This window comes from Pantoea sp. PvP021, assembly GCF_054056055.1.
In genome coordinates this window covers 399,215-419,899 of the sequence record NZ_JBSRXX010000002.1, presented here as the reverse complement: position 1 = coordinate 419,899, position 20,685 = coordinate 399,215, and the positions used below count along the sequence as shown (strand labels likewise).

The following is a 20,685-nucleotide window of genomic DNA, read 5'->3' as shown; positions in this document are numbered from 1 at the left end:
CCATGCCAGACTATCGTCTGTTTCAGAAAGAGCAAACAGTCAGAGCCGTGAACACTGAGCGGCAGGATCAGCCGGACGCGTTAATGGCTGATGGCTATAAGATGGTGTGGGACGTGGTGCATGCCGATAACGCCGATGCCGCGCTGCTGCGCTATCAGCAACTGCGTCACGAAGAGGATAATGCTGAGCAGAGTTTCGCAACCGATTCAGTTTCAGGTAGCCTGCTAAACCTGATATCCCGCTGAGTCAGTGCGGGGCTGAAGGTATAAAGCCAAAGTTACTGTTAATTCATGCTGTGCTGATTAGAATAAAGAAAATTTCCCGAATACAGGTTTCTGATGAAAATCACCATTCATAAAGAAGATGAGCTGTTTATGCACAACTTCTTTGCTGCGCCATGCCACACCGTTGAAACAGACTCACCACAGGCACAACAGATTCAGCAATCGCTTCAGCTGGCCATCCAGCAAAAAGGTGCAGAGGCTGATGGCGACTGGAAACGTAGTCTGACTTTTCTGATTCTGTTTCTCTTTTTATATGCTGCGCTGGGTGCCTCTCTGACGCTTGATCTCAGCACCACTGGCACGCCTCATAAGAGTATTGAATATGCGCTGGAAGCGATTCCGGTGCTGATCGCTTTCTCCGGCTTCTTCATCTCTATTCTCTATCTGTTCCTGACCCGCGCCAGCGCGCGTAAACAGCGTAACTGGGAAAGGACTATCCTGGTGCTGGAGAAATACTCCATCGGAAATCTGTTTAAAGCGACGCATACCCAGGGCGGTGGTACCAGCAACTACTCCGTGCCCAACCTTTCTATTTCGCTCGCGCTGTTTATCTGCCTGACCTGGCTGGTGATTTATAACTATCTGACGTTTACCACCAGCGGGGTGTTTGGCAGTGTCATCTCCCTGTTTATCAGCACCATGGTTTATGTGATTCTGGATATTCAGCTGCTTAAGCCTTTTACCCATGTTGTTGAGAAAGAAGAAGCGGAAAAGAGTGACACGGATAAAGAGCAGGATTAACTGCACCCCGTAAACGTCAAAACAGATACCCGGTCAATGAGCCGGGTATTTTTTTGTTTAATCAGAACGATTTTGCTGCAAGACCCCTGCTGCACGGAGTTCAATGAGAACGGTCGATACTAAAGTATATAAGTATGTTGTAACTATATGCAGGGCTTTATCTTTCGGGTTCAGCCCGTGTAAAAGTCTGACGGCCCGCTTTCACAGCGGGCCGTATTCATCACCAGTGGGTTTTCTGCATATCGATGACAAAACGATATTTCACATCACTGGTCAGCATACGTTCAAAGGCAGTTTCGACCTCTTCACCGGTGATCATCTCAACATCAGCCGTGATGTTGTGCTGACCACAGAAGTCAAGCATCTGCTGCGTTTCCTGAATGCTGCCAATCGATGTGCCACTGATGCTCAGGCGGCGAAACACCATCGGTGTCACATTCGGTGATGGATGGGGTTGATCGGGAATGCCCACCAGCACCAGCTGACCATTGGTTTTCAGCGCACCGAGATAAGGATCAAGGTCGTGTGGTGCAGCGACACAGTCCAGAATGATATCCAGTGACGCCTGGCAGTCAGCCATTTGTGCGGCGTCTCGTGAGATCACCACGTTCTTAGCGCCGAGCCGGCGTGCATCTTCCCCTTTCGCCGGAGAAGTCGTAAACAGGGTGACTTCTGCGCCCAGTGCGCTGGCCAGTTTAACCGCCATATGACCCAGTCCCCCGAGCCCGACCACACCCACACGATCGCCTGCTTTGACTTTAAAATGCTGCAACGGTGACCAGACGGTCACGCCAGCGCACAGCAGCGGTGCCACCGCATTCAGCGCCAGATTGTCGGGCACCGTGACCACAAAATGCTGGTCGGCGATGACATGCTGCGCATAGCCACCAAATGTCGTATTGCCGGTGTATTTATCCGTACCGTTGTAGGTCGGCGTGAAACCCGCCTCACAATATTGCTCTTCCTGCTGCTGACAGAAATGGCATTCACCGCACGAGTCGACCATCACGCCAACGCCAACCGTATCCCCGGCGGCAAATTTAGTGACGTTGCCGCCCACTGCCACTACGCGTCCGACAATTTCGTGACCGGGAACCAGCGGATAGCGGCTGACTCCCCATTCATTACGGGCCATATGCAGATCGGAGTGACAGACACCGCAGTAAAGAATTTCGATTTTCACATCGTCAGCCTGCAGCTCGCGTAACTCTACCTGGCCTGCCCGCAGCGGCTGTTCTGCCTGGGACGCTATCAGCGCGTTAATTTTCATCTGTTGCCTCTTCTCACCTGGTGGTCGTAAAGAAAGCGGCCCACTATAGACACACGGAACCCCATTTGGTAGTAGTTACCTTTTGGTTACCATACTATCTGGGAAGTCACTATGCCGGTCTGGGTTGAAGGAAAACTTTGCTTTTATGCGGATTCACCGCCACGCCGCCTGCTGGAACTTTTTTCGGTGAAGTGGAGCACGATGGTGCTGCATGCGCTCTATCACTGGCCGGAAAATCGGGCACGCACGGGTGAACTGGAGCGCAGCCTGCAGGGTATTTCGAAGAAGATGCTGATTCAGACGCTGCGTGAGCTGGAGCAGCGCGGACTGGTGTCGCGTCAGGTGTGGCAGGTGGTGCCACCAAAAGTGGAATACAGCCTCACGCCGCTGGGGCATACCTTCGCACAGCCAATAGAGCAGATGTATCAGTGGGGACTGGAGAATCAGGCTGCGCTGGATGAAATGGAACATCACGCGCGCAGCCATCAGGAGAGTGGCGGATAGAAGGCCGCCAGTTCTCACGCAGTGCAGGCTTAATCGAACGGGAATTCGCGCGCCAGCACGCGGGAAATGACATTCAGCGCGCCTTCATCATTGTTGCTCTGAGTCTGATAGCGCGCCACGGCAGCGACCGAATCAGCGGCATTGGCCATTGAGAAACTGAAGCAGGCCTGACGCAGCATCTCAATATCATTGGCGCTGTCACCAATCGCCAGCACTTCGCAATCGCTGATGCCCCACTTTTCCTGCAGCAGCGCAATGCCGTGTGCCTTATGGCAGCCGGGAATAATGAGATCAATAAAGCCAAAACCGCTGGATACCGGATGCATGATGTTTTCCAGCTCGCCCAGACGGGAATGCAGTCTTTGCAGCAGTGCATCAACCCCTTCGTGCTCCAGCTTCAGCGAGAATTTGAATATGGTGTCGTCGATGGCATAGAGGTCATCGCGTTTTTCCAGCCGGTGATAGTGGTTTGCAAGCATTGCCATCACCTCATCAGAGGTGGATGAATGCATATAGGCGCCGTTGCGTCCACAGACCACGACCGCAATGTCAGGTTCATGCGCCAGGATATCGAGGATCTTATGCACTTTCTCCTGAGCTAACTCTCCGCAGAAGATCTCTTCATTACAGTCAGAAACCCATGCGCCATTTTCCCCCACGAAAGCGATCTCATCTTTGATGTCGGGAAAATAGCGCTGCAGCTGGTAATACTGATTACCACTGGCCACCACAAAACGGATGCCCTTCTGCTTCAGCAGCGCATACTGACGTGAAAACCGCTGAACGTTGTACTGCTTATTGTCGTCCAGAAAGGTGCCGTCCATATCCACCGCAATCATCTTAACCGCCATCTCGCCTGCCCCTATACGTTCGCCGTTCTGTCCTTTCGGCTGATTGATTTGATTCATAAAGCTTACTCGCTGTGTGGATTAATGAGAATGCAAATAGTGACTTTGCTAACGGCTTTCAGAGCGTTCCGGTTCCGGAGTTGTGTTATCACGCACGTTTTTTTTCGTTAAAAGGATGTTAACCTCAGTCGAATATTACGAATGAAGGTTATTTTAATTACATTCGTAACTCAACCCCCAGATATTCAGGAGCACGAGATGCGTGAAGATTCCCGATCAACCCCTTTACCTGACGACGTCAAAACCGCTATTCGCGAGATGAAACAGCAGTTACGCCAACAGATTGGTGATGTCGATGCCCTTTTCCGTCAGGTTTGCGACAACATCACTGCTGCGATTGCTGAAGCAAAAGCAGATGAAAAGCGCACGGGCAGTGCCTGGCCGGTAGTGCCCATGCAGGACATTGCAGCGGGAAAGGTTTCGGATGAAACCCGGGCGATGATTAAACGTCGCGGCTGTGTGGTAATTAAGCAGCACTTCGCGCGTGAGCAGGCGCTGGCATGGGATAAGTCGATGCTCGACTATCTGGATCACAACCGGTTTGACGAACACTATCGCGGCCCCGGCGATGACTTTTTTGGATCGCTGGCCGCCTCCCGCCCCGAAATCTATCCGATTTACTGGTCACAGGCGCAAATGCAGGCGCGGCAGAGCGCGGCAATGGCTGACGCGCAATCTTTTCTGAACCGGTTATGGAAGTCTGAATCACAGGGAAAGCAGTGGTTTGACCCGGATGTCAGCGTTATCTATCCCGATCGCATCCGTCGCCGCTTGCCGGGCACCACCTCGAAGGGATTAGGCGCCCATACCGATTCCGGCGCGCTGGAACGCTGGTTACTCCCCGCGTATCAGCAGGTTTTCAGTAAGCTGTTTCACGGTGATTTTGCCGCTTACGACCCCTGGGATGCAGCTCACCGCACCGAAGTGGATGAGTATGATCTGCCGGGTACCACCAAATGTTCCGTGTTCCGGACCTTTCAGGGCTGGACCGCACTCTCCGATATGATCCCCGGTCAGGGCCTGCTGCACGTGGTGCCGGTGCCGCAGGCGATGGCCTATGTTCTGCTGCGCCCGCTGCTTTCAGACGTACCTGAAGATGAACTGTGCGGCGTCGCGCCGGGCCGGGTGTTGCCCGTTAATGAACAGTGGCATCCGCACCTGATTGCAGGACTCTGTTCGATACCGGCCTTAGAGGCGGGCGATTCGGTATGGTGGCACTGTGATGTGATCCACGCCGTTGCACCGGTTGAAGATCAGCAGGGCTGGGGCAATGTGATGTATATCCCCGCTGCACCTATGTGTGACAAAAACCGCGCCTATGCCCGGCGGGTTGCACAGGCCCTGGAGCAGGGACGTTCACCGGGAGATTTTCCGCCAGAAGATTATGAAACAGAGTGGGGCCAGCGTTTTACGCTGCAGGATCTCAATCTTAACGGACGCCGGTCGCTGGATTTGTCCTGATCCCAATCCCGCGTTGTACACCAGCGCGGGATATCCCTGTTACACTGGAGCTTCTTTTTTTCTGCGAAACGCAATTATGAACCCGCGACATCATCAGATTATTCAACTGGTTAATAGCCGGGGCAGCGTAACGGTCAGCGAACTGGCGCAGCTTACCGGGGTTTCTGAAGTGACGGTGCGGCAGGATCTCACGCTGCTGGAACGCGACCGGTTGCTGCGGCGGGTTCACGGTTCCGCGCTGGCGCTGGACAGCGATAACGTCGGCACCCGCATGAATACCCGCTATCCCATCAAGCAGGCGCTGGCACGACATGCGGCCAGCCTGGTTCAGGCGGGTGAATCGGTGTTCATCGAAGGCGGCAGCACCAATGCGCTGCTGGCGCGTGCGCTGGCTGACCGCGCCGATCTTACGCTGATTACCGTCAGTCACTATATTGCCCAGCTTCTTCGGGAAGCCACTTGTGAGGTGATTGTGCTCGGTGGCCTGCTGCAGAAAAGCAGTGAGTCAGTAGTCGGCCCGCTGACGCGGTATTCCATCCAGCAGGTTCATTTTCATCGGGCATTTGTTGGCGTGGATGGCTGGCATCCGGAGACCGGTTTTACCGGCCGCAACATGCTGCGCTGTGATGTGGTGGATGCCGTGCTGGCGAAAGGCGCTGAGAGCTATGCCCTGACAGACGCCTCCAAGTTTGGTCAGATTCACCCCTATCCGCTCTCATCCGGTTATCAGGTCGGGCATGTGATTACCGATGAGACGCTGGATGCGGCGACGGTAGCGCAGCTCAGGGAACAGGCGATAGAGGTGATACAGATCGCCGCAGGTTAAGCAGAACGGCCGGGGCCTTTAGTAACGGAGCCCCGCAGCATCAGGCTGGCCGTGAAAGGTGCCTGAGTATGCCAGTCTCCGCCATCCAGCATGGTCAGCAGGCGGTTAATCGTCTCATCGATCATCTCGGTGACCGGCAGTTTCATGCTGGATAACGACGGCGTGATGAAGGGCGCCAGCGGAATATCATCGAAGCCAATCACCGAAACCTGCCCGGGTACCGCGATGTTGCATTCAGTCAGACGTTTGATGGCACCAATCGCCATCTCATCATTACTCGCCACCAGCGCGCTGAATGTCACCCTGCGTTCCAGCAGCTGGTCCACGGCCGCCATACCGCTCTGCGCCGTCCATTTACCGGTCACGATTCGCCGGGAATCGGCTTCAATGCCCTGTGCGGTCAGCGCAGCGTGATAGCCGGAAAGCCGCTCCACGCCGGTCGGCGAATCGAGCGAACCGGTGATAAACGCGATCTCGCGATGCCCCTGATTCAGCAGATGGCTCACCGCCGCAGCGCTGCTGGCATGCTGATCGCTGTAAATGCAGTAGCTATGGTTGACGCGCAGCCGCCGGTTGATCACCAGTATCGGCTGTTTGTGCCGGGAGATAATCGCATCCAGCGCGTCAATGCTCAGGAAGCGCGGATAGATAATAATGCCGTCACAGCGCAGATCGAGCAGAAACTGTATCGCCGCCTCTTCCTGCTCAGCGGTGTGTTTGCCGTCCGCCAGAATCAGCTGGCGGCCCTGCTGCTCCAGTATGCGCGCGGAGTGTGCCATTAGTTCAGTGAAGTAGCTGCCGCTGTAGAGCGTATTGGTGATCACCAGTCCAATGGTCTGAGAGGTTTTTGTCGCCAGGTTGCGCGCCAGCAGATTGGGCCGGTATCCGGTTTCGGCAATCGCCTTCAGTACTTTTTCGCGCTTTTCCTGCCCGACATAGCCATTGCCCGAGAGCACACGTGACACTGTCGCTTTTGAGACGCCCGCCCTGTTTGCCACTTCCTGAATCGTTGCCATGGTGATGCTCCTTTGCTGCGTCGTCCTGCAGTCTACCTAAGCCTCTCAATCTTGGAAATATTTACCCCGCCTTAGTATGAAGTTACCTGGCAGCATCAGGTGATGGAGTTCACAAAAAAGAGATCTTGATGATTTTGACGCTTGTCGGCGCTGTGAAAGCACTTCATGATTTTGTGAAACCGGTTTCCTATTTGCCTGTCCGCAGGCGCAAAAACATAAAAACTTTGACCGATTTACCCTACAGAGAAGAGCGATCATGCCCAGAAATTATGCCGAGGTGTCACGCGCCATCGTCGATGCGCTAGGCGGCCTCACCAATATCGAAGCCGTAACCCACTGCATGACCCGCCTGCGGTTTGTGTTGAAAGATGAAAACCAGGTCGACTATCCCCGGCTCAAGGCGATCAATGGCGTTATGGGCGTGGTGCACAACGACACTCAATGCCAGGTGATCATTGGTAACAACGTGTCACAGGCTTATCAGGCGGTGCTGGAGCTGGGATCGCCCGCAGCGACATCGACTGCACCCGTAAAACGTAAAATCACGCTGCGAGGCATCGGCGCCGGTATTCTTGATGCGCTGGTGGGCACCATGTCGCCGCTGATTCCGGCCATTATTGGCGGGTCAATGGTTAAGCTGCTGGCGATGATCCTGGATATGGCGGGCGTGTTTGAGAAAGGCTCATCAACGCTGGTCATCCTCAACGTGATTGGCGATGGCGCATTCTTCTTCCTGCCGATCATGGTGGCCGCCTCTGCGGCGCTGAAATTCAAAACGAACATGTCGCTGGCGATCGCCATTGCCGGTGTACTGGTTCATCCCAACTTTGTTGAACTGATGGCGAAAGCGGCACAGGGTCAGGCGGTGGAATTTGCTTACATCCCGGTGACCGCGGTGAAATATACCTACACCGTAATCCCGGCGCTGGTGATGACCTGGATCCTGTCGCACATCGAGCGCGGCGTGGATCGTATTACCCCTGCCGTCACTAAAAACTTCCTGAAACCGATGCTGATTGTGCTGATTGCGGCACCCATCGCGATTGTGCTGATTGGTCCGATTGGTATCTGGATCGGCAGCGGCATCTCCGCGCTGGTCTACACCGTGCATGGCTATCTTGGCTGGCTTTCCGTCGCGATTATGGGCGCAATCTGGCCGCTGCTGGTGATGACCGGGATGCATCGGGTGTTCACCCCCACCATCATCCAGACCATTGCCGAAACCGGCAAAGAGGGCATGGTGATGCCGTCAGAGATTGGTGCCAACCTCTCGCTGGGGGGATCGTCGCTGGCGGTGGCGTTCCGGACCAAAAACCGTGAACTGCGCCAGACCGCGCTGGCAGCGGCGGCATCAGCGATTATTGCCGGCATTTCAGAACCGGCGCTGTATGGCGTTGCGGTCCGTTTAAAACGACCGCTGATCGCCTGTCTGATCAGTGGTTTTATCTGTGGCGCGGTCGCGGGCATTGGCGGGCTGGCCAGCCACTCCATGGCCTCTCCCGGCCTGTTTACCAGCGTACAGTTCTTCGATCCCACCAATCCCATGAGTATTGTCTGGGTCGGTGCGGTCATGGTGTTGTCTGTGGTGCTGTCATTTGTGCTGACGCTGCTGTTAGGTTTTGAAGATATTCCTGAAACCGAGCCCGAAACCAACACCGCACCCGAAAGCGCAACGCAACCTGCGCCCGTTACCGAACGCGCTAACGCGATTAATAGCCACTAAAGGAAAGGGTCACGCTGACCCGGAAAAGAGGATTGCATGTCTGATTCAAGGTTTCCGCAAGGATTTTTATGGGGCGGCGCACTGGCCGCCAACCAGAGTGAAGGCGGCTTTCGTGAAGGCGGAAAGGGCTTAACCACCGTCGACATGATTCCACATGGCCTGCACCGTATGCCGGTCAAACTCGGTCTGGAAAAGCGTTTTACCCTGCGTGACGATGAATTTTATCCCAGCCATGAAGCCATCGATTTTTATCACCGCTATCCGGAAGACATTGCGCTGATGGCGGAGATGGGGTTCAGCGTGTTCCGCACGTCGATTGCCTGGAGCCGTCTCTATCCCAATGGCGATGAACTGACGCCCAATCCGCAAGGCATCGCCTTTTACCGCGCGGTCTTTGAGGAGTGCCGGAAATATAATATCGAACCGCTGGTCACGCTCTGTCACTTTGATGTGCCGATGCATCTGGTGACTGAATATGGCTCGTGGCGCAATCGCAAAATGGTCGACTTTTTTGCCCGCTATGCCCGCAGCTGCTTTGAGGCGTTTGATGGCCTGGTGAAATACTGGCTGACCTTCAATGAGATTAATATCCTGCTGCACAGCCCCTTTTCCGGCGCCGGTCTGGTGTTCGAACCCGGTGAGAACAAGGATCAGGTAAAGTATCAGGCGGCCCATCATGAACTGGTCGCCAGCGCGCTGGTGACGCGCATCGCGCATGAAGTGAATCCGATGAACCAGGTCGGCTGCATGCTGGCAGGCGGCAACTTCTATCCCTGGTCGAGCAAGCCGGAAGATGTCTGGGCTGCGCTGGAAAAGGATCGCGAAAACCTGTTCTTTATTGACGTGCAGGCGCGTGGGGCCTATCCGGCCTACGCCGCCCGCGTATTCCGTGAAAAAGGTGTGACGCTTGAGATCGCTGACGGCGATGACGACATTCTGAAAAACAGCGTCGATTTTGTCTCGTTCAGCTACTACGCCTCACGTTGCGCCTCGGCCGAGATGAACGAGCAGAACAGCAGCGCCGCCAATGTGGTGAAATCCCTGACCAATCCCCATGTACCGCGCAGTGAGTGGGGCTGGGGTATCGATCCGCTCGGCTTACGCATCACGATGAATATGATGTATGACCGCTATCAGAAGCCGCTGTTTCTGGTGGAGAATGGCCTGGGCGCGCGCGATGAGATCGAATCAAATGGCGAGATCAACGATGATTACCGCATCAGCTATCTGCGCGAACATATCCGCGCCATGGGCGACGCGATCGAGGATGGCGTGCCAGTGATGGGTTACACCAGCTGGGGCTGTATCGATCTGGTTGCCGCCTCAACGGGTGAAATGAGCAAGCGCTACGGATTTGTCTATGTTGACCGCGACGACCTGGGTAACGGCACGCTGGCGCGCACGCGGAAGAAATCCTTCTGGTGGTACAAAAAAGTCATTGCCAGTAATGGTGCGGATCTTGAGTGACAACGTCACTTAAAAGCTATCGTCATGCTGTTACTGGCGCGACAGCAACGCCGGAACAGAACGCTTATTTCTGCCGTTGTACTCCGGCAGTAATTATCGTATAACCAATGTCTCCGAGGGGTGTCCTGTAATGGGCTGAGATGGCGTAAGCCGAACCCTTTGAACCTGATCTGGGTCATGCCAGCGAAGGGACGGGTCGGCAGATTTTCTGCGTCATCTCCTGCAACATTCCCTGTTCCAGACCGTATGCCCGGATCTCCCTGTTACTGGAGATCCTATGTCACATCCGCTTTTCGACACCGGCTTTTATGGTCGTCTGCGCCAGCAGGCGGGCAGTCAATGGCACGCCTATATCGGGCACGATTTTGTGCGGCAACTCGGTCAGGGCACCCTGCCATCCGCCGCCTTCCGCCACTATCTCACCCAGGATTTTCTGTTTCTGCTGCACTTCGCCCGTGCCTGGGGCTTGCTGATCAGCAAACTTTCCGAGCCAGCAGCCTTACGCAGCGCAACGGCATCGCTTAACGCCATCGTCAGCGAACTGCCACTTCACCTGGCTTACTGCCAGCAATGGGGTATCAGCGAGGCGGCTATGGCGAGTGAACCCGAGGCAGTGGAAACGCTCAACTACACCCGCTACGTGCTGGACGTGGGTCACACCGGGGATGCGCTGGAGCTGCTGACCGCGCTGATGCCGTGCGTTGCCGGTTACGCTGAAATTGGCCTGACACTACTGCATGATCCCGCAACCCGCTTTGAGGGGAACCCTTACGCGGCATGGATAGAAAATTACGGCGACGAAGCCTATCTGGCTGGCGTTCGCTCCTCACTTTCACTGTTTGAAACCCTGGCCCGGCAGCGCGCCGGTGAACACCGGTTTAACCCGCTGGCGGAGATTTTTACCACTGCAACCCGGCTGGAAGCCGCTTTCTGGCAGATGGGTCTCAACCATGCTGCCGCCCAGCGGATCAGCTCATGAACCTGCCGTGCCATCCGGTGCCGCCAGGCATTTCAATTCGCCAGCTCAGCCTGAATTATGGCCAGCAGCCACTCTTCAGCCAGCTTGATCTGGAGATCGCGGGCGGTGCTTTTACCGCTTTACTGGGTGCCAGCGGCGTCGGAAAAAGCAGCCTGATGCGGGTCATTGCTGGTCTGACGCCACCCACCGCCGGGCAGGTCAGCGGCAGCGACGGCCTGCCACTGACCGGACGCATCGCCTGGATGGGGCAACAGGATCTGCTCTATCCGTGGCTCACGGTTGAACAAAATGTCTGTCTCGCCAGCCGCCTGAGAGGTGAAAGGGCCGATCGCGACTGGGCGCAGCATCTGATGATGCGGGTAGGTCTGAGCCATTCTGCAAATGCGCGACCCGCGACTCTTTCTGGCGGGATGCGTCAGCGCGCCGCGCTGGCCCGCACCCTCTACACCCGTCAGCCCGTTGTGCTGATGGATGAGCCCTTCTCCGCACTGGATGCCCTCACCCGCGCTCAGATCCAGACGCTGGCCGCAGAAGTGCTGGTCGGACACACCGTGCTACTGATTACCCATGACGCCGCCGAAGCCTGTCGGCTCAGTCACCACATGCTGGTGATCGGTTCTGCGGGAATTGAAACCTGCCCGCCCCTGGCGGGTCAGCCACCGCGGGCTGCAGACGACATACAGGTATTGCAGAGTCAGGCCGCATTGCTGAAGCAGCTGAGCAGGATTGCGGGATGAGATTACACAAAGGTTTTGCCAGTCTTCACCGTGGAGTGATGCTGTTTGCCGGACTGATTGCGCTGTGGTGGCTCGCCACACTGAGTTCGGTTCCGGCCTTTCTGCTGCCCTCACCCGCTGCGGTCACCATCGCACTGTGGCAAAACGCAGGTTATCTCGGCCATCACACTTTGATTACCCTGACCGAGATCGTCAGCGGCATGGCCCTCGGCGTGCTGCTGGGGAGCGTGCTGGCGCTGGGCATGACCTTTTCACCGTGGCTGCAGCGCTGGATGATGCCGCTGGTGATCACCAGCCAGGCGATTCCGGTTTTTGCCCTGGCGCCGCTGCTGGTGCTCTGGTTTGGTTTCGGCATGGGCGCCAAAGTCGCGATGGCCGTCCTGGTAATCTTCTTCCCGGTGACCTCCGCCTTTTTTGATGGCCTGCGTCGCGTCACGCCCGGCTATCTCGATCTGGCTCGCACGCTGGGCGCATCACCTGCAGCGCAACTGCGCCATGTCCGGCTGTTAGCCGCGCTGCCCGCCCTGGGCTCAGGATTGCGGATGGCGGCAGCCGTCGCGCCAATAGGCGCAATCATCGGTGAATGGGTCGGCTCGGCCGAGGGGCTGGGCTACGTGATGCTGAATGCCAACGCCCGGATGCAGAGCGACCTCTGTTTCGCCGCCTTGTTTATTCTGGTGCTGATGACGCTGGCCCTGTGGCTGACCCTCGACAACCTGCTGCGCCGCCTGATTACCTGGGCACCCGAGACACATTAATGACTAAACCAATGAGAAAACCCATGACAAAAATGCCTCTGTTTACCCTGCTGTTCAGCGCCACCTTAGCCACACAGGCTCAGGCGATGGAGAAACTGACACTGGTGCTCGACTGGTATATCAATCCCGATCATGCGCCAATTATGGTGGCCCAGCAGACCGGCGCGTTTGCGGCAGAAGGGCTGGAGGTTAACATTGTGCCGCCTTCCGATCCGGCGCTGCCGCCGCGTCTGGTGGCAGCAAAGCAGGCGGACTTAGCGATTACCTATCAGCCGCAGCTGCATTTCTTCGCCGATCAGGGATTGCCCTTGATGCGTGTGGGGACGTTGATTAACAGTCCGCTGAATACGCTGATGACGTTAGACGAAACGGTAAAAAAACCAGCCGATTTAAAAGGGAAACGCATCGGCTATTCCGTCAGTGGCATTGAACAGGCGACGCTGGCGACCATGCTGAACCATGATGGCGTTAAAGCCGATCAGGTTAAGCTGGTTAACGTCAATTTCCAGCTCACCAGCGCCCTGATGACCGGGCAAGTGGATGCGGTTATCGGCGGCTATCGCAATATCGAAGCGCTGGAGATGAAACAGCACGGTAAAAAACCGGTAGTCTTCAACGTCGAGGATTATGGTGTTCCGGCCTATGACGAACTGATCATCGTCGCCAACCGTGATGAGGCACACTCGGAGAAAATCAAAAAGTTTTTGCGGGCACTGAAGAAGGGTAATGCGCAGTTGCAGGCGCACCCGGAGGAGAGCTGGCAGGCCTTTGCCCGCGCGCATCCGGAGCTGAACACGCCGCTGAATCATCAGGCATGGCGTGCCACCCTGCCGCTGTTTGCCGCCGATCCGGCAAAACTGGATCGCGCACGCTATCAGGCTTACGAGCAATTTCTGTTTGATAACAAGCTGATTAAAAGCATCACGCCGGTTGAGCGCTACGCCACCGGCAGTGAGTAATAAGAGAGCCCGCAACGATCGCTGCGGGCCATTTTCCTGGCATCACTTCTGATAAAGCCAGTGTTCAATATCGCTGGCTGGCAGCGGTTTTGAAAAGAAGTAGCCCTGGATTTGATCGCAACCGTAAGTTTTCAGCAACGTCAGGGTGGCTTCCGTCTCAACGCCCTCAGCCAGCACGGTGTAGTTCAGCTCTTTCAGCATCTGAATAATGCATCTGACGATGATTTTTGATGCGTCATCTTCACCCATACGCGAGATCAGGGATCGGTCGATCTTGATCACATCCAGCGGGATATCCTGCAGATAGCTGATGTTGCTGTAGCCAGTACCGAAATCATCCAGCGAGATCACAAAGCCGTGTGATTTCAGCGCTTCCAGCCCGCTGATCGCCACATTGGTTTTGGTGATCAGTTCATTCTCCAGGCACTCAATGCCCAGAATAGAATTGGGTAACTGAGCCGCCGCTAATTTTGCCACCAGCCGATCGGCAAAATCGGGCTTTGCGAAGTCGCGTTCGCTGACGTTGATCGAAACCGGAATCAGATCGTATTCGCGATCCCAGCGCGCAAGCTGCTCAATGGTGTGATCGATAACCCAGTTGGTCAGATCGGAAATCAGGTTGGTTTTACCCGCTAACGGAATGAATTCTGAAGGGAAAAGCTCGCCCCGCTCAGGATGATTCCAGCGGATCAGCGCCTCCAGCCCGACCGTTTTACCGCTTTTGAGACACACTTTAGGCTGCCAGGCCAGGTAAAGCTCTTCGTCTTTATTCAGCGCCTGAGCCAGATCGTTCATGATCATAAAGTCATCGGTGCGCCGCGAGTCGTAACTCTCTTCAAAACACATTGCACTGATGTTCTCATCCACCGCCTCATGCAGCGCGCTCACGGCCTGACGCACCGTTTCATTGGCATCCATCTGGCCCGGTACAAACTCTGTTTCACCGGTAAAGACATCCAGGTCGAGCGTGATATTTTCCGCCAGATCGGCCTTCATGCCCTTAAACAGGTCGATCATGTTATGTGCGGTATAACGACCCGAGTAGGGCTGAACAATGGCAAAACGGCCTGGGGCGAAAGTATAGAGCGTTTCATTCTCCGGAAGATTGAGCCGGTGAGCGACATCCTGCGCCATCTGCTTTAGCAGTTTCTCCATCGGCGCAATGCCCACCGCACGGGAAAGCTCATAGGCGCGAATGATGTCGAGGCAGTCGATAAGAATCAGGCGGAAGCGGCTCTCTGGTGCGACAAGGGTCAGTTGCTGAATATCACGAATCAGACGTGGGCGATTCGGCAGGTGCGTAATGACGTCGGCAAAACCCGCATTGTTCCAGGCATCCAGAAATGAGGTGACCAGCGTAGCCAGTGAGCGCAGCGTAGCGAGTTTCTCATCACTAAAGGGATGTGGCTGGGTGTCGGTGACGCAGAGCGTGCCCAGCACCGCGCCGTCGAGGTTCTGCAGCGAGACACCGGCGTAGAAACGAATATGCGGATCGCCTTTCACAAACGGGTGCGTGACAAAGCGCTCATCCAGTAACGTGTCATACACCACCAGATGTCCCTCACCATCAATGACGTGGCGGCAAAGAGATTCATCACGGGTCGATTGCTTAAGATCGAAGTTGCGGGACGCTTTAATATATTGGTTATGATCGTCAATAATTGAAATGAAGCTGCCAGAAATACCCAGCACCTGGCTGGCGAGATTAACGAATCTTTCCAGCACCTTATCCCGGGCTTCATCCGGGGACAAAAGTGCCTTGATCGCACTCAGACGTTTTACGTCGCTGCCATTTTGCTCGTTATGCACTGAAACCTCTCCTATGCAGGCGCAAAAATCGAAAATAATTTAGCTCAGAAATGCTCAATTAGCGCCCAATTATCAGATAAATAGCGGCTCAATCTGACAGTACTTTCACAGTGAAACAGTGTCGCATGATATCTGATCGCTGTCGAAATCATTTAACGCTCTTCTTTCATGTGCGCAACCTGCGGCGACTCCGTCCTGAAGCCCAGACCGATCAGCCGTCCCAGTACAAAACGCAGAAACGGCAGGCGCTGGATAATCACGGGAACCTTGCTGCTTCCCGTAGGTTTTCTTTTTGCTTTGCTGCGGCTCATTTTGATCTGCAAAAACTGTGTGGCGACGGTAGGGAACTGACGGCGCTTCTGCACTTTTTCCAGGTCGCGCAGCTGCAGTTCTCCCCGCTTCAGAGGATCGGTCAAAAGATTCGCCGTCGCTACCGCATCCTGAATCGCCAGATTTACGCCAACCCCGCCAATCGGCGACATGGCATGCGCCGCATCACCAATGCAGAGAAGCCCGGGCTTCGCCCACTTATCCAGGCGGTCAATACGTATCGTCAACAGTTTGAACGCCTCCCAGCTCTCGATTTCCGCCATGCGCGCAGGCCCGAACGGCGACAGTGCGGCAACTTCCGCTTTAAATGCGTCGAGTCCGGCGGCCTGTTTCGCTTCAAACTCCCCTTTCGGAATAGTCAGTCCGCACTGCCAGTAGTCGCCGCGATCGATAACAATAAAGTTCTGGCGTGGACCTTTATGCCCCATACCCAGATCGGGATCCTGCGGCTGTTTACTTAAGCGGAACCAGATGACATCGCGTGCTGCGCCGAATTCCTGTCCGGTCAGTCCTGCCGCTTCGCGTACGCGTGAATGGCGGCCATCTGCACCGACCACCAGTTTACAGCGGATGTGCAGTTGCTGATTCCCGCGGGAAGCTATCACACCACTGACCTTGCCATTTTCAACATTCAGCGACTCAAAAGAGGTCGACTGCAGCAGGCTGAAGCCCGAATACCGGGCGCTCTGTTCAGCCATATAGTTCAGGAAATCCCACTGCGGCATAAAGGCGATAAAACGGCACTGAACCGGCAGGCGTGAGAAATCGGCCATCGTAATACTCTGTCCGCCGATTTCCGCCTCCAGCTTTTCGGCACGCTGATGCGGCAGCGTCAGGAAAGATTCCAGCAGGCCGAGCTGGTGCATAATTTCCAGCGTCGAGGGATGGATGGTGTCACCGCGAAAATCGTGGAGAAAATCGGCGTGCTTTTCGATCACCACCACGCGCAGGCCTGCGCGGGCGAACAGATAACCCAGCATTAATCCGGCCGGGCCACCGCCGACGATACAACAGTCAGCGGTGAGAATTTCAGTGGAATGTGGCTGCATGTCAGCTCCCTGTCACGCCAGTATTGCTATGATTATTGCGTCGACCGTGGCGACGTTGCCGCAGTCGGTCGGGGATATTGTGCTCAGGCTAATCACTCAATGCGATTAATATCAACTGAAAACTGCCGAAGACCCGATCCTGTCCTCAGCAGTCAGGAGACCATCATGAACGTGATCCGCAACACGCTGTTTATTCTGCCGCTGTTAAGCCCGCTGATTGTGGCAGCCGCACCCTACGACACGCTGAAGTTTGCGCTGCGTCAGCAGCAGATAACTGACGATCTGCGCCAGAAGTGCCAGTTATCGCCAGCCATCTCCGATGAAAAACTGCGTCAGACGTTTCTTAACGATAAGCAGAACCAGAAGCAGAATCAGGTCACGCTGGCCGCGGCGGCTCAGGCGCTGAAAAACCAGGATGATCCAGCCTACCGCGAACGCATGGCGCAAGTGGTTTGTCCACCACAGACGAATTAACCCTTTACCCCGATGAAATTGATCCTGACGTTTGTTTTCACCTTATCACTCAGTAAACTGGGGCGCTGGTCTGGTTGAACAAGAATGTCTCTCAATGAATGAAGAATCACCGCAGCCGGTTTATGTTCCCCGCTCCATCGCGGCGCGCAGCCGGATGTTTCGCGCCCTGCTCTATCGTGATAAAACGCCGCTGGCGATGCTGTTCTGTGCCGCGCTGGTCGGTACACTGGTTGGCCTGGCGGGCGTAGCGTTTGCCCGGGCCGTTGAAACAATACAGCAGTGGCGTGCTGACACGCTTATACCATCGCAGTTTCAGGGCTGGATGCTCTACGCCGCCGCCTTTGCCATCTCGGCTCTGCTGGCGATGGTGGGATATTTTCTCGTCAGGCGCTTTGCTCCCGAAGCGGGTGGCTCCGGTATCCCTGAAATTGAAGGGGCGCTGGAAGAGCTGAGGCCTGTGCGCTGGTGGCGGGTGATTCCGGTGAAGTTCTTTGGCGGCATGGGCACGCTGGGTGCCGGTATGGTGCTGGGCCGGGAAGGCCCGACAGTGCAGCTGGGCGGGAACATTGGCCGCATGGTCATTGATATTCTGGGGATGCGCAGCAATGAGGCACGCCATACGCTGCTGGCAACCGGCGCGGCGGCCGGTCTGGCGGCAGCGTTTAATGCGCCGCTGGCGGGCATCCTGTTTATCATCGAGGAGATGCGTCCGCAATTCCGCTATAACCTGATTTCAATTAAAGCCGTGTTTACCGGTGTGATTATGGCCAGCATTGTGTTCCGCTGTTTCAACGGCGAACAGGCGGTGATCTCCGTCGGTAAGCTGGCTGATGCGCCGGTGCAGACGCTGTGGCTCTATCTGGTGCTCGGGATGATTATCGGTATGGTCGGCGTCCTGTTTAATCGCCTGATATTTATCACGCAGGACCTTTTTGCGCGCTTTTATGCCGGTAAAACGGCACGCGTAGTGCTGGCCGGTGCATTGCTGGGCGGCGGCTGCGGTATTCTGGCTCTGCTGTTTGCACCTGGCGCAGGCGGCGGTTCAGAACTGATCCCACAGGCGGTCCATGGCGTCTTCCCGTTCACCCTGCTGCTGATCATCTTTCTGGTCAGGCTGGTGACCACCCTGCTCTGTTTTGGCTCAGGTGCGCCAGGCGGTATTTTTGCGCCGATGCTGGCGCTGGGTACGCTGCTCGGCACAGCCTTTGGGGTGGCCATGTCGGACCTCTTCCCGTTTTATCATCTGGAAGCGGGCACTTTTGCTATCGCGGGGATGGGAGCACTGTTTGCGGCGTCGGTAAGGGCACCGCTGACCGGTATCGTGCTGGTGCTGGAGATGACCGATAACTATCAGCTGATATTGCCGATGATTATTACCTGTCTGGGCGCTACGCTGCTGGCGCAGTTTCTGGGAGGGAAACCACTCTACTCCTCAATACTGGCCCGCACGCTGGCGCGTCAGGCAGAAGCGACCCGCCCGTAGGGGCGGGTGACCGGCTTAATTACTTACCATCAAAATAGTCAGCAGGCATCTGTCCAGGTGCCTGATTAATCACTTCATCGTTATCTGGACCTTCATTCTTCATATAGGTCACTTTCGCAAACTCTGGAATGATCACATACGGATAGGCCGGCCCTTCATCGCGGAAGCGGTGCATATCTTCAATGAAGTCATTCTGATAACAGATAGTTTTTTCCGGATGCTGACCTTCACCGGCAATCCACTGCGGGAAGAAAATTGTGCCGTGAACCAGGGTGCGATTCAGATCAAACAGCAGGCTGACGCAGGTGCCGGTGGGCTCATGCCAGTCTACTTTGTAGATGCCAGGGGCGAACTGAATCGCATGCATTTTCTGGTTGGTCACCCAGCGGCCACCTACCAGTCCCTGATGAATGCGGTAGTCGCAGGTGGTTTCGTTGCGAGCGTACCACTCATATTTCCAGCCATTATCGTAGGTATAGACAAAATGCGTACCGACGAACTGTGAAAGATCGCTGGAGATATTCTCTGGAGATTCTGCAGACATTTTAACCTCTGTTTGAATAGCGCACTTAACAGGCGCAGATGAATTTCAAAAGAAAGGTATAGCGCAATAACTCGGTGAATATTGACTATGACGCAGATTGATTTTTTTGCCATCTGAAAACGGAAAAGGTTTGCGATGGGTAAATTAAAAACCCATTAAAAAACCCTTCCCGGCTCCCTGAAGGCTATAGACTCCTGAAAAGAGATATTTTAATATAAATTACTAATTAAATCTTATAGATGAATAGTTTTTATGTGAGAAATCTATCAGTCACCTATCACCATGCTGAGTAAGTCTTTCTTCAGTATATTTTGGATATAGAGCTTATTTTTCAATAACTTTAAAAGTATAACATATGCATTTTCCTTTTTTTGGGTTGATTATGTTTTCATCATTACCTTGCCAGATAAGACACTGTCAGGACAATTTGAACATGGGGACGTTGATGTGGCGCTGCTGACGCCAGAGACCACGCCGCCGACATTGCATACGCAGCAACTGTTCAATGAAGAATATGTTTGTCTGCTGAGTGAAAATCATCCTCTGGCGGGCAGTGCGACGCTGTCGCTGGATGAGTTCTGTGCGCAGGATCATGCGCTGTTTTCGTGGCCCGTCGGAAAAGTTCATGGGGTCACCGACCAGGCTTTGGCTGCAATTGGCCGGGCACGCCGTGCAACGCTCTCAGTTTGCAGTTTTCTGTTGCTCCCGGAAATTTTGCGCGTCACTGATTTGGTAAGCGTGGTACCGAAACGACTGGCGGTCGACACCACGGGTCTGGTCATGTTGCCGCCACCGCTGGTCATCCCCGGCTTCAGTAAAATCATGGCCTGGCATGACCGAACCCATCATCACAAAGGGCATGAGTGGCTGCGTGAACGACTGGCGTCCGTGGCTAAAACGGTGGTGTATTAACAGGGATAGCGGACTCCGGCTCACTGTTTTGCGATTTTGTTTAAGCAACAGACAGGATAACGGGGCGTTATATCGCATTCTGTCCGACGTCGAAAAGGCAAAATCGCGCTTTGCTATGTCGATAGCGGGGTAAAAATTGATGCTGGGGAATTCAGGAAAAAGAGTGTTGAACTGAGGAAAAAATAGCAGAAAAATAAATCGCGCGTGAGTCACTTTAAATATTATCGAGAAAAGTTGCTTTGATAATGTTAATTACTCATATTTACGTTCTGAAAAGAACTGACAGACAACGTAAAATGATAAAAGCCCTGACTGAAATAGCCAGGGCTTTTAAGGTACTACAGATTTTACGTTTACCATTAACTAACTTAATTGATAGGTACTACTTCGGTACTGCTATTTATGAACAGATCCTGCGGATAATAATGATCACGATACTGAAATGCCACTA

At 54.7% G+C, this 20,685-nt stretch carries 20 protein-coding genes and 1 riboswitch; of the genes, 14 read left to right on the top strand and 6 right to left on the bottom strand.

The annotated features are described in order from the left end of the window. The first annotated feature begins 2 nt into the window (after nt 1-2). Both ACVKSX_RS11120 and ACVKSX_RS11115 read left to right on the top strand, forming a co-directional pair. Nucleotides 3-245, top strand: a complete 243-nt coding sequence (locus ACVKSX_RS11120; protein ID WP_060679282.1) for a hypothetical protein — start codon at nt 3-5, stop codon at nt 243-245. 93 nt (nt 246-338) lie between these two features. After that, the gene (locus ACVKSX_RS11115) at nt 339-1,025 is read left to right on the top strand and encodes a RipA family octameric membrane protein (protein ID WP_010246994.1); all 687 of its coding nucleotides are present in this window, start codon (nt 339-341) and stop codon (nt 1,023-1,025) included. Nucleotides 1,026-1,245: 220 nt separating this feature from the next. On the opposite strand, the gene ACVKSX_RS11110 is transcribed toward ACVKSX_RS11115, so the two are convergent. Beyond that, entirely contained in the window at nt 1,246-2,295 is a 1,050-nt protein-coding gene (locus tag ACVKSX_RS11110) for an NAD(P)-dependent alcohol dehydrogenase (protein ID WP_124890635.1), read from the bottom strand. Nucleotides 2,296-2,406: 111 nt separating this feature from the next. On the opposite strand from ACVKSX_RS11110, the gene ACVKSX_RS11105 reads away from it, so the two are divergent. Further along, nucleotides 2,407-2,799 (top strand): winged helix-turn-helix transcriptional regulator, encoded by a 393-nt coding sequence (locus ACVKSX_RS11105; RefSeq protein WP_010246990.1) that lies wholly within the window; start codon nt 2,407-2,409, stop codon nt 2,797-2,799. A gap of 29 nt (nt 2,800-2,828) precedes the next feature. Here the strand turns inward: ACVKSX_RS11105 and ACVKSX_RS11100 are convergent, their stop codons facing one another. Then, on the bottom strand, nt 2,829-3,650 hold the full coding sequence (locus ACVKSX_RS11100; RefSeq protein ID WP_159226933.1) for a Cof-type HAD-IIB family hydrolase: 822 nt from the start codon (nt 3,648-3,650) through the stop codon (nt 2,829-2,831). A 255-nt stretch (nt 3,651-3,905) separates the two neighbouring features. Between ACVKSX_RS11100 and ACVKSX_RS11095 the strand changes: the two genes are divergently transcribed. Together ACVKSX_RS11095 and ACVKSX_RS11090 are read left to right on the top strand one after the other, a co-directional pair. Continuing rightward, nucleotides 3,906-5,168 (top strand): DUF1479 domain-containing protein, encoded by a 1,263-nt coding sequence (locus ACVKSX_RS11095; protein WP_124890637.1) that lies wholly within the window; start codon nt 3,906-3,908, stop codon nt 5,166-5,168. Nucleotides 5,169-5,244: 76 nt separating this feature from the next. Continuing rightward, nucleotides 5,245-5,994 (top strand): DeoR/GlpR family DNA-binding transcription regulator, encoded by a 750-nt coding sequence (locus tag ACVKSX_RS11090; RefSeq protein WP_061902137.1) that lies wholly within the window; start codon nt 5,245-5,247, stop codon nt 5,992-5,994. On the opposite strand, the gene ACVKSX_RS11085 is transcribed toward ACVKSX_RS11090, so the two are convergent. Then, nucleotides 5,991-7,010, bottom strand: coding sequence for a LacI family DNA-binding transcriptional regulator (locus ACVKSX_RS11085; RefSeq protein ID WP_354438627.1), 1,020 nt, complete (start codon nt 7,008-7,010; stop codon nt 5,991-5,993). The genes ACVKSX_RS11090 and ACVKSX_RS11085 overlap by 4 nt on opposite strands. A gap of 256 nt (nt 7,011-7,266) precedes the next feature. Here ACVKSX_RS11085 and ascF point away from each other — a divergent pair, with 256 nt between their 5' ends. The 6 genes from ascF (at nt 7,267) to ACVKSX_RS11055 (ending at nt 13,633) form a co-directional block, all read left to right on the top strand. After that, complete coding sequence (gene ascF / locus ACVKSX_RS11080; protein ID WP_111534246.1) at nt 7,267-8,733, top strand: PTS cellobiose/arbutin/salicin transporter subunit IIBC; 1,467 nt, start codon at nt 7,267-7,269, stop codon at nt 8,731-8,733. Between the two features lie 36 nt (nt 8,734-8,769). Further along, entirely contained in the window at nt 8,770-10,200 is a 1,431-nt protein-coding gene (locus ACVKSX_RS11075; RefSeq protein ID WP_033780331.1) for a 6-phospho-beta-glucosidase, read from the top strand. Nucleotides 10,201-10,306: 106 nt separating this feature from the next. Then, nucleotides 10,307-10,409, top strand: a riboswitch (TPP riboswitch). Nucleotides 10,410-10,477: 68 nt separating this feature from the next. Next, nucleotides 10,478-11,179, top strand: a complete 702-nt coding sequence (locus ACVKSX_RS11070; RefSeq protein WP_354438629.1) for a TenA family protein — start codon at nt 10,478-10,480, stop codon at nt 11,177-11,179. Then, complete coding sequence (locus ACVKSX_RS11065; RefSeq protein ID WP_124890641.1) at nt 11,176-11,916, top strand: ABC transporter ATP-binding protein; 741 nt, start codon at nt 11,176-11,178, stop codon at nt 11,914-11,916. The genes ACVKSX_RS11070 and ACVKSX_RS11065 overlap by 4 nt, the downstream gene beginning before the upstream one ends. Next, nucleotides 11,913-12,674, top strand: a complete 762-nt coding sequence (locus tag ACVKSX_RS11060; RefSeq protein ID WP_354438631.1) for an ABC transporter permease — start codon at nt 11,913-11,915, stop codon at nt 12,672-12,674. Before ACVKSX_RS11065 ends, ACVKSX_RS11060 begins: the two co-directional genes overlap by 4 nt. A 23-nt stretch (nt 12,675-12,697) precedes the next feature. Beyond that, a complete protein-coding gene (locus ACVKSX_RS11055; RefSeq protein ID WP_010670447.1) occupies nt 12,698-13,633 on the top strand; it encodes an ABC transporter substrate-binding protein in 936 nt (311 codons plus the stop codon). Nucleotides 13,634-13,675: 42 nt separating this feature from the next. On the opposite strand, the gene ACVKSX_RS11050 is transcribed toward ACVKSX_RS11055, so the two are convergent. Both ACVKSX_RS11050 and ACVKSX_RS11045 read right to left on the bottom strand, forming a co-directional pair. After that, nucleotides 13,676-15,442: a sensor domain-containing phosphodiesterase gene (locus tag ACVKSX_RS11050; RefSeq protein WP_129063319.1), complete on the bottom strand. Its 1,767-nt coding sequence runs from the start codon at nt 15,440-15,442 to the stop codon at nt 13,676-13,678. 152 nt (nt 15,443-15,594) lie between these two features. Further along, complete coding sequence (locus ACVKSX_RS11045) at nt 15,595-16,821, bottom strand: FAD-dependent oxidoreductase (RefSeq protein ID WP_207253866.1); 1,227 nt, start codon at nt 16,819-16,821, stop codon at nt 15,595-15,597. A gap of 165 nt (nt 16,822-16,986) precedes the next feature. Here ACVKSX_RS11045 and ACVKSX_RS11040 point away from each other — a divergent pair, with 165 nt between their 5' ends. Further along, nucleotides 16,987-17,295 (top strand): YicS family protein, encoded by a 309-nt coding sequence (locus ACVKSX_RS11040; protein ID WP_010246966.1) that lies wholly within the window; start codon nt 16,987-16,989, stop codon nt 17,293-17,295. Nucleotides 17,296-17,449: 154 nt separating this feature from the next. Then, entirely contained in the window at nt 17,450-18,778 is a 1,329-nt protein-coding gene (gene clcA, locus ACVKSX_RS11035) for a H(+)/Cl(-) exchange transporter ClcA (protein WP_085978741.1), read from the top strand. Between the two features lie 19 nt (nt 18,779-18,797). Here clcA and ACVKSX_RS11030 read toward each other — a convergent pair whose 3' ends face one another. Then, nucleotides 18,798-19,322 (bottom strand): phenolic acid decarboxylase, encoded by a 525-nt coding sequence (locus tag ACVKSX_RS11030; RefSeq protein WP_010246964.1) that lies wholly within the window; start codon nt 19,320-19,322, stop codon nt 18,798-18,800. A gap of 399 nt (nt 19,323-19,721) precedes the next feature. Here ACVKSX_RS11030 and ACVKSX_RS11025 point away from each other — a divergent pair, with 399 nt between their 5' ends. After that, nucleotides 19,722-20,234, top strand: a complete 513-nt coding sequence (locus ACVKSX_RS11025; RefSeq protein ID WP_235330826.1) for a LysR substrate-binding domain-containing protein — start codon at nt 19,722-19,724, stop codon at nt 20,232-20,234. Nucleotides 20,235-20,685: the final 451 nt, after the last annotated feature.

Bases quoted from the DNA above. Each gene is read 5' to 3' on its own strand.
- ACVKSX_RS11055 (WP_010670447.1), top strand. From the start codon at position 12,698: ATGACAAAAATGCCTCTGTTTACCCTGCTGTTCAGCGCCACCTTAGCC.
- ACVKSX_RS11095 (WP_124890637.1), top strand. From the start codon at position 3,906: ATGCGTGAAGATTCCCGATCAACCCCTTTACCTGACGACGTCAAAACC.
- ACVKSX_RS11090 (WP_061902137.1), top strand. From the start codon at position 5,245: ATGAACCCGCGACATCATCAGATTATTCAACTGGTTAATAGCCGGGGC.
- ascF (WP_111534246.1), top strand. From the start codon at position 7,267: ATGCCCAGAAATTATGCCGAGGTGTCACGCGCCATCGTCGATGCGCTA.
- ACVKSX_RS11110 (WP_124890635.1), bottom strand. From the start codon at position 2,295: ATGAAAATTAACGCGCTGATAGCGTCCCAGGCAGAACAGCCGCTGCGG.
- ACVKSX_RS11070 (WP_354438629.1), top strand. From the start codon at position 10,478: ATGTCACATCCGCTTTTCGACACCGGCTTTTATGGTCGTCTGCGCCAG.
- clcA (WP_085978741.1), top strand. From the start codon at position 17,450: ATGTTTCGCGCCCTGCTCTATCGTGATAAAACGCCGCTGGCGATGCTG.
- ACVKSX_RS11030 (WP_010246964.1), bottom strand. From the start codon at position 19,322: ATGTCTGCAGAATCTCCAGAGAATATCTCCAGCGATCTTTCACAGTTC.
- ACVKSX_RS11120 (WP_060679282.1), top strand. From the start codon at position 3: ATGCCAGACTATCGTCTGTTTCAGAAAGAGCAAACAGTCAGAGCCGTG.
- ACVKSX_RS11100 (WP_159226933.1), bottom strand. From the start codon at position 3,650: ATGGCGGTTAAGATGATTGCGGTGGATATGGACGGCACCTTTCTGGAC.
- ACVKSX_RS11085 (WP_354438627.1), bottom strand. From the start codon at position 7,010: ATGGCAACGATTCAGGAAGTGGCAAACAGGGCGGGCGTCTCAAAAGCG.
- ACVKSX_RS11065 (WP_124890641.1), top strand. From the start codon at position 11,176: ATGAACCTGCCGTGCCATCCGGTGCCGCCAGGCATTTCAATTCGCCAG.
- ACVKSX_RS11105 (WP_010246990.1), top strand. From the start codon at position 2,407: ATGCCGGTCTGGGTTGAAGGAAAACTTTGCTTTTATGCGGATTCACCG.
- ACVKSX_RS11045 (WP_207253866.1), bottom strand. From the start codon at position 16,821: ATGCAGCCACATTCCACTGAAATTCTCACCGCTGACTGTTGTATCGTC.
- ACVKSX_RS11060 (WP_354438631.1), top strand. From the start codon at position 11,913: ATGAGATTACACAAAGGTTTTGCCAGTCTTCACCGTGGAGTGATGCTG.
- ACVKSX_RS11115 (WP_010246994.1), top strand. From the start codon at position 339: ATGAAAATCACCATTCATAAAGAAGATGAGCTGTTTATGCACAACTTC.
- ACVKSX_RS11040 (WP_010246966.1), top strand. From the start codon at position 16,987: ATGAACGTGATCCGCAACACGCTGTTTATTCTGCCGCTGTTAAGCCCG.
- ACVKSX_RS11075 (WP_033780331.1), top strand. From the start codon at position 8,770: ATGTCTGATTCAAGGTTTCCGCAAGGATTTTTATGGGGCGGCGCACTG.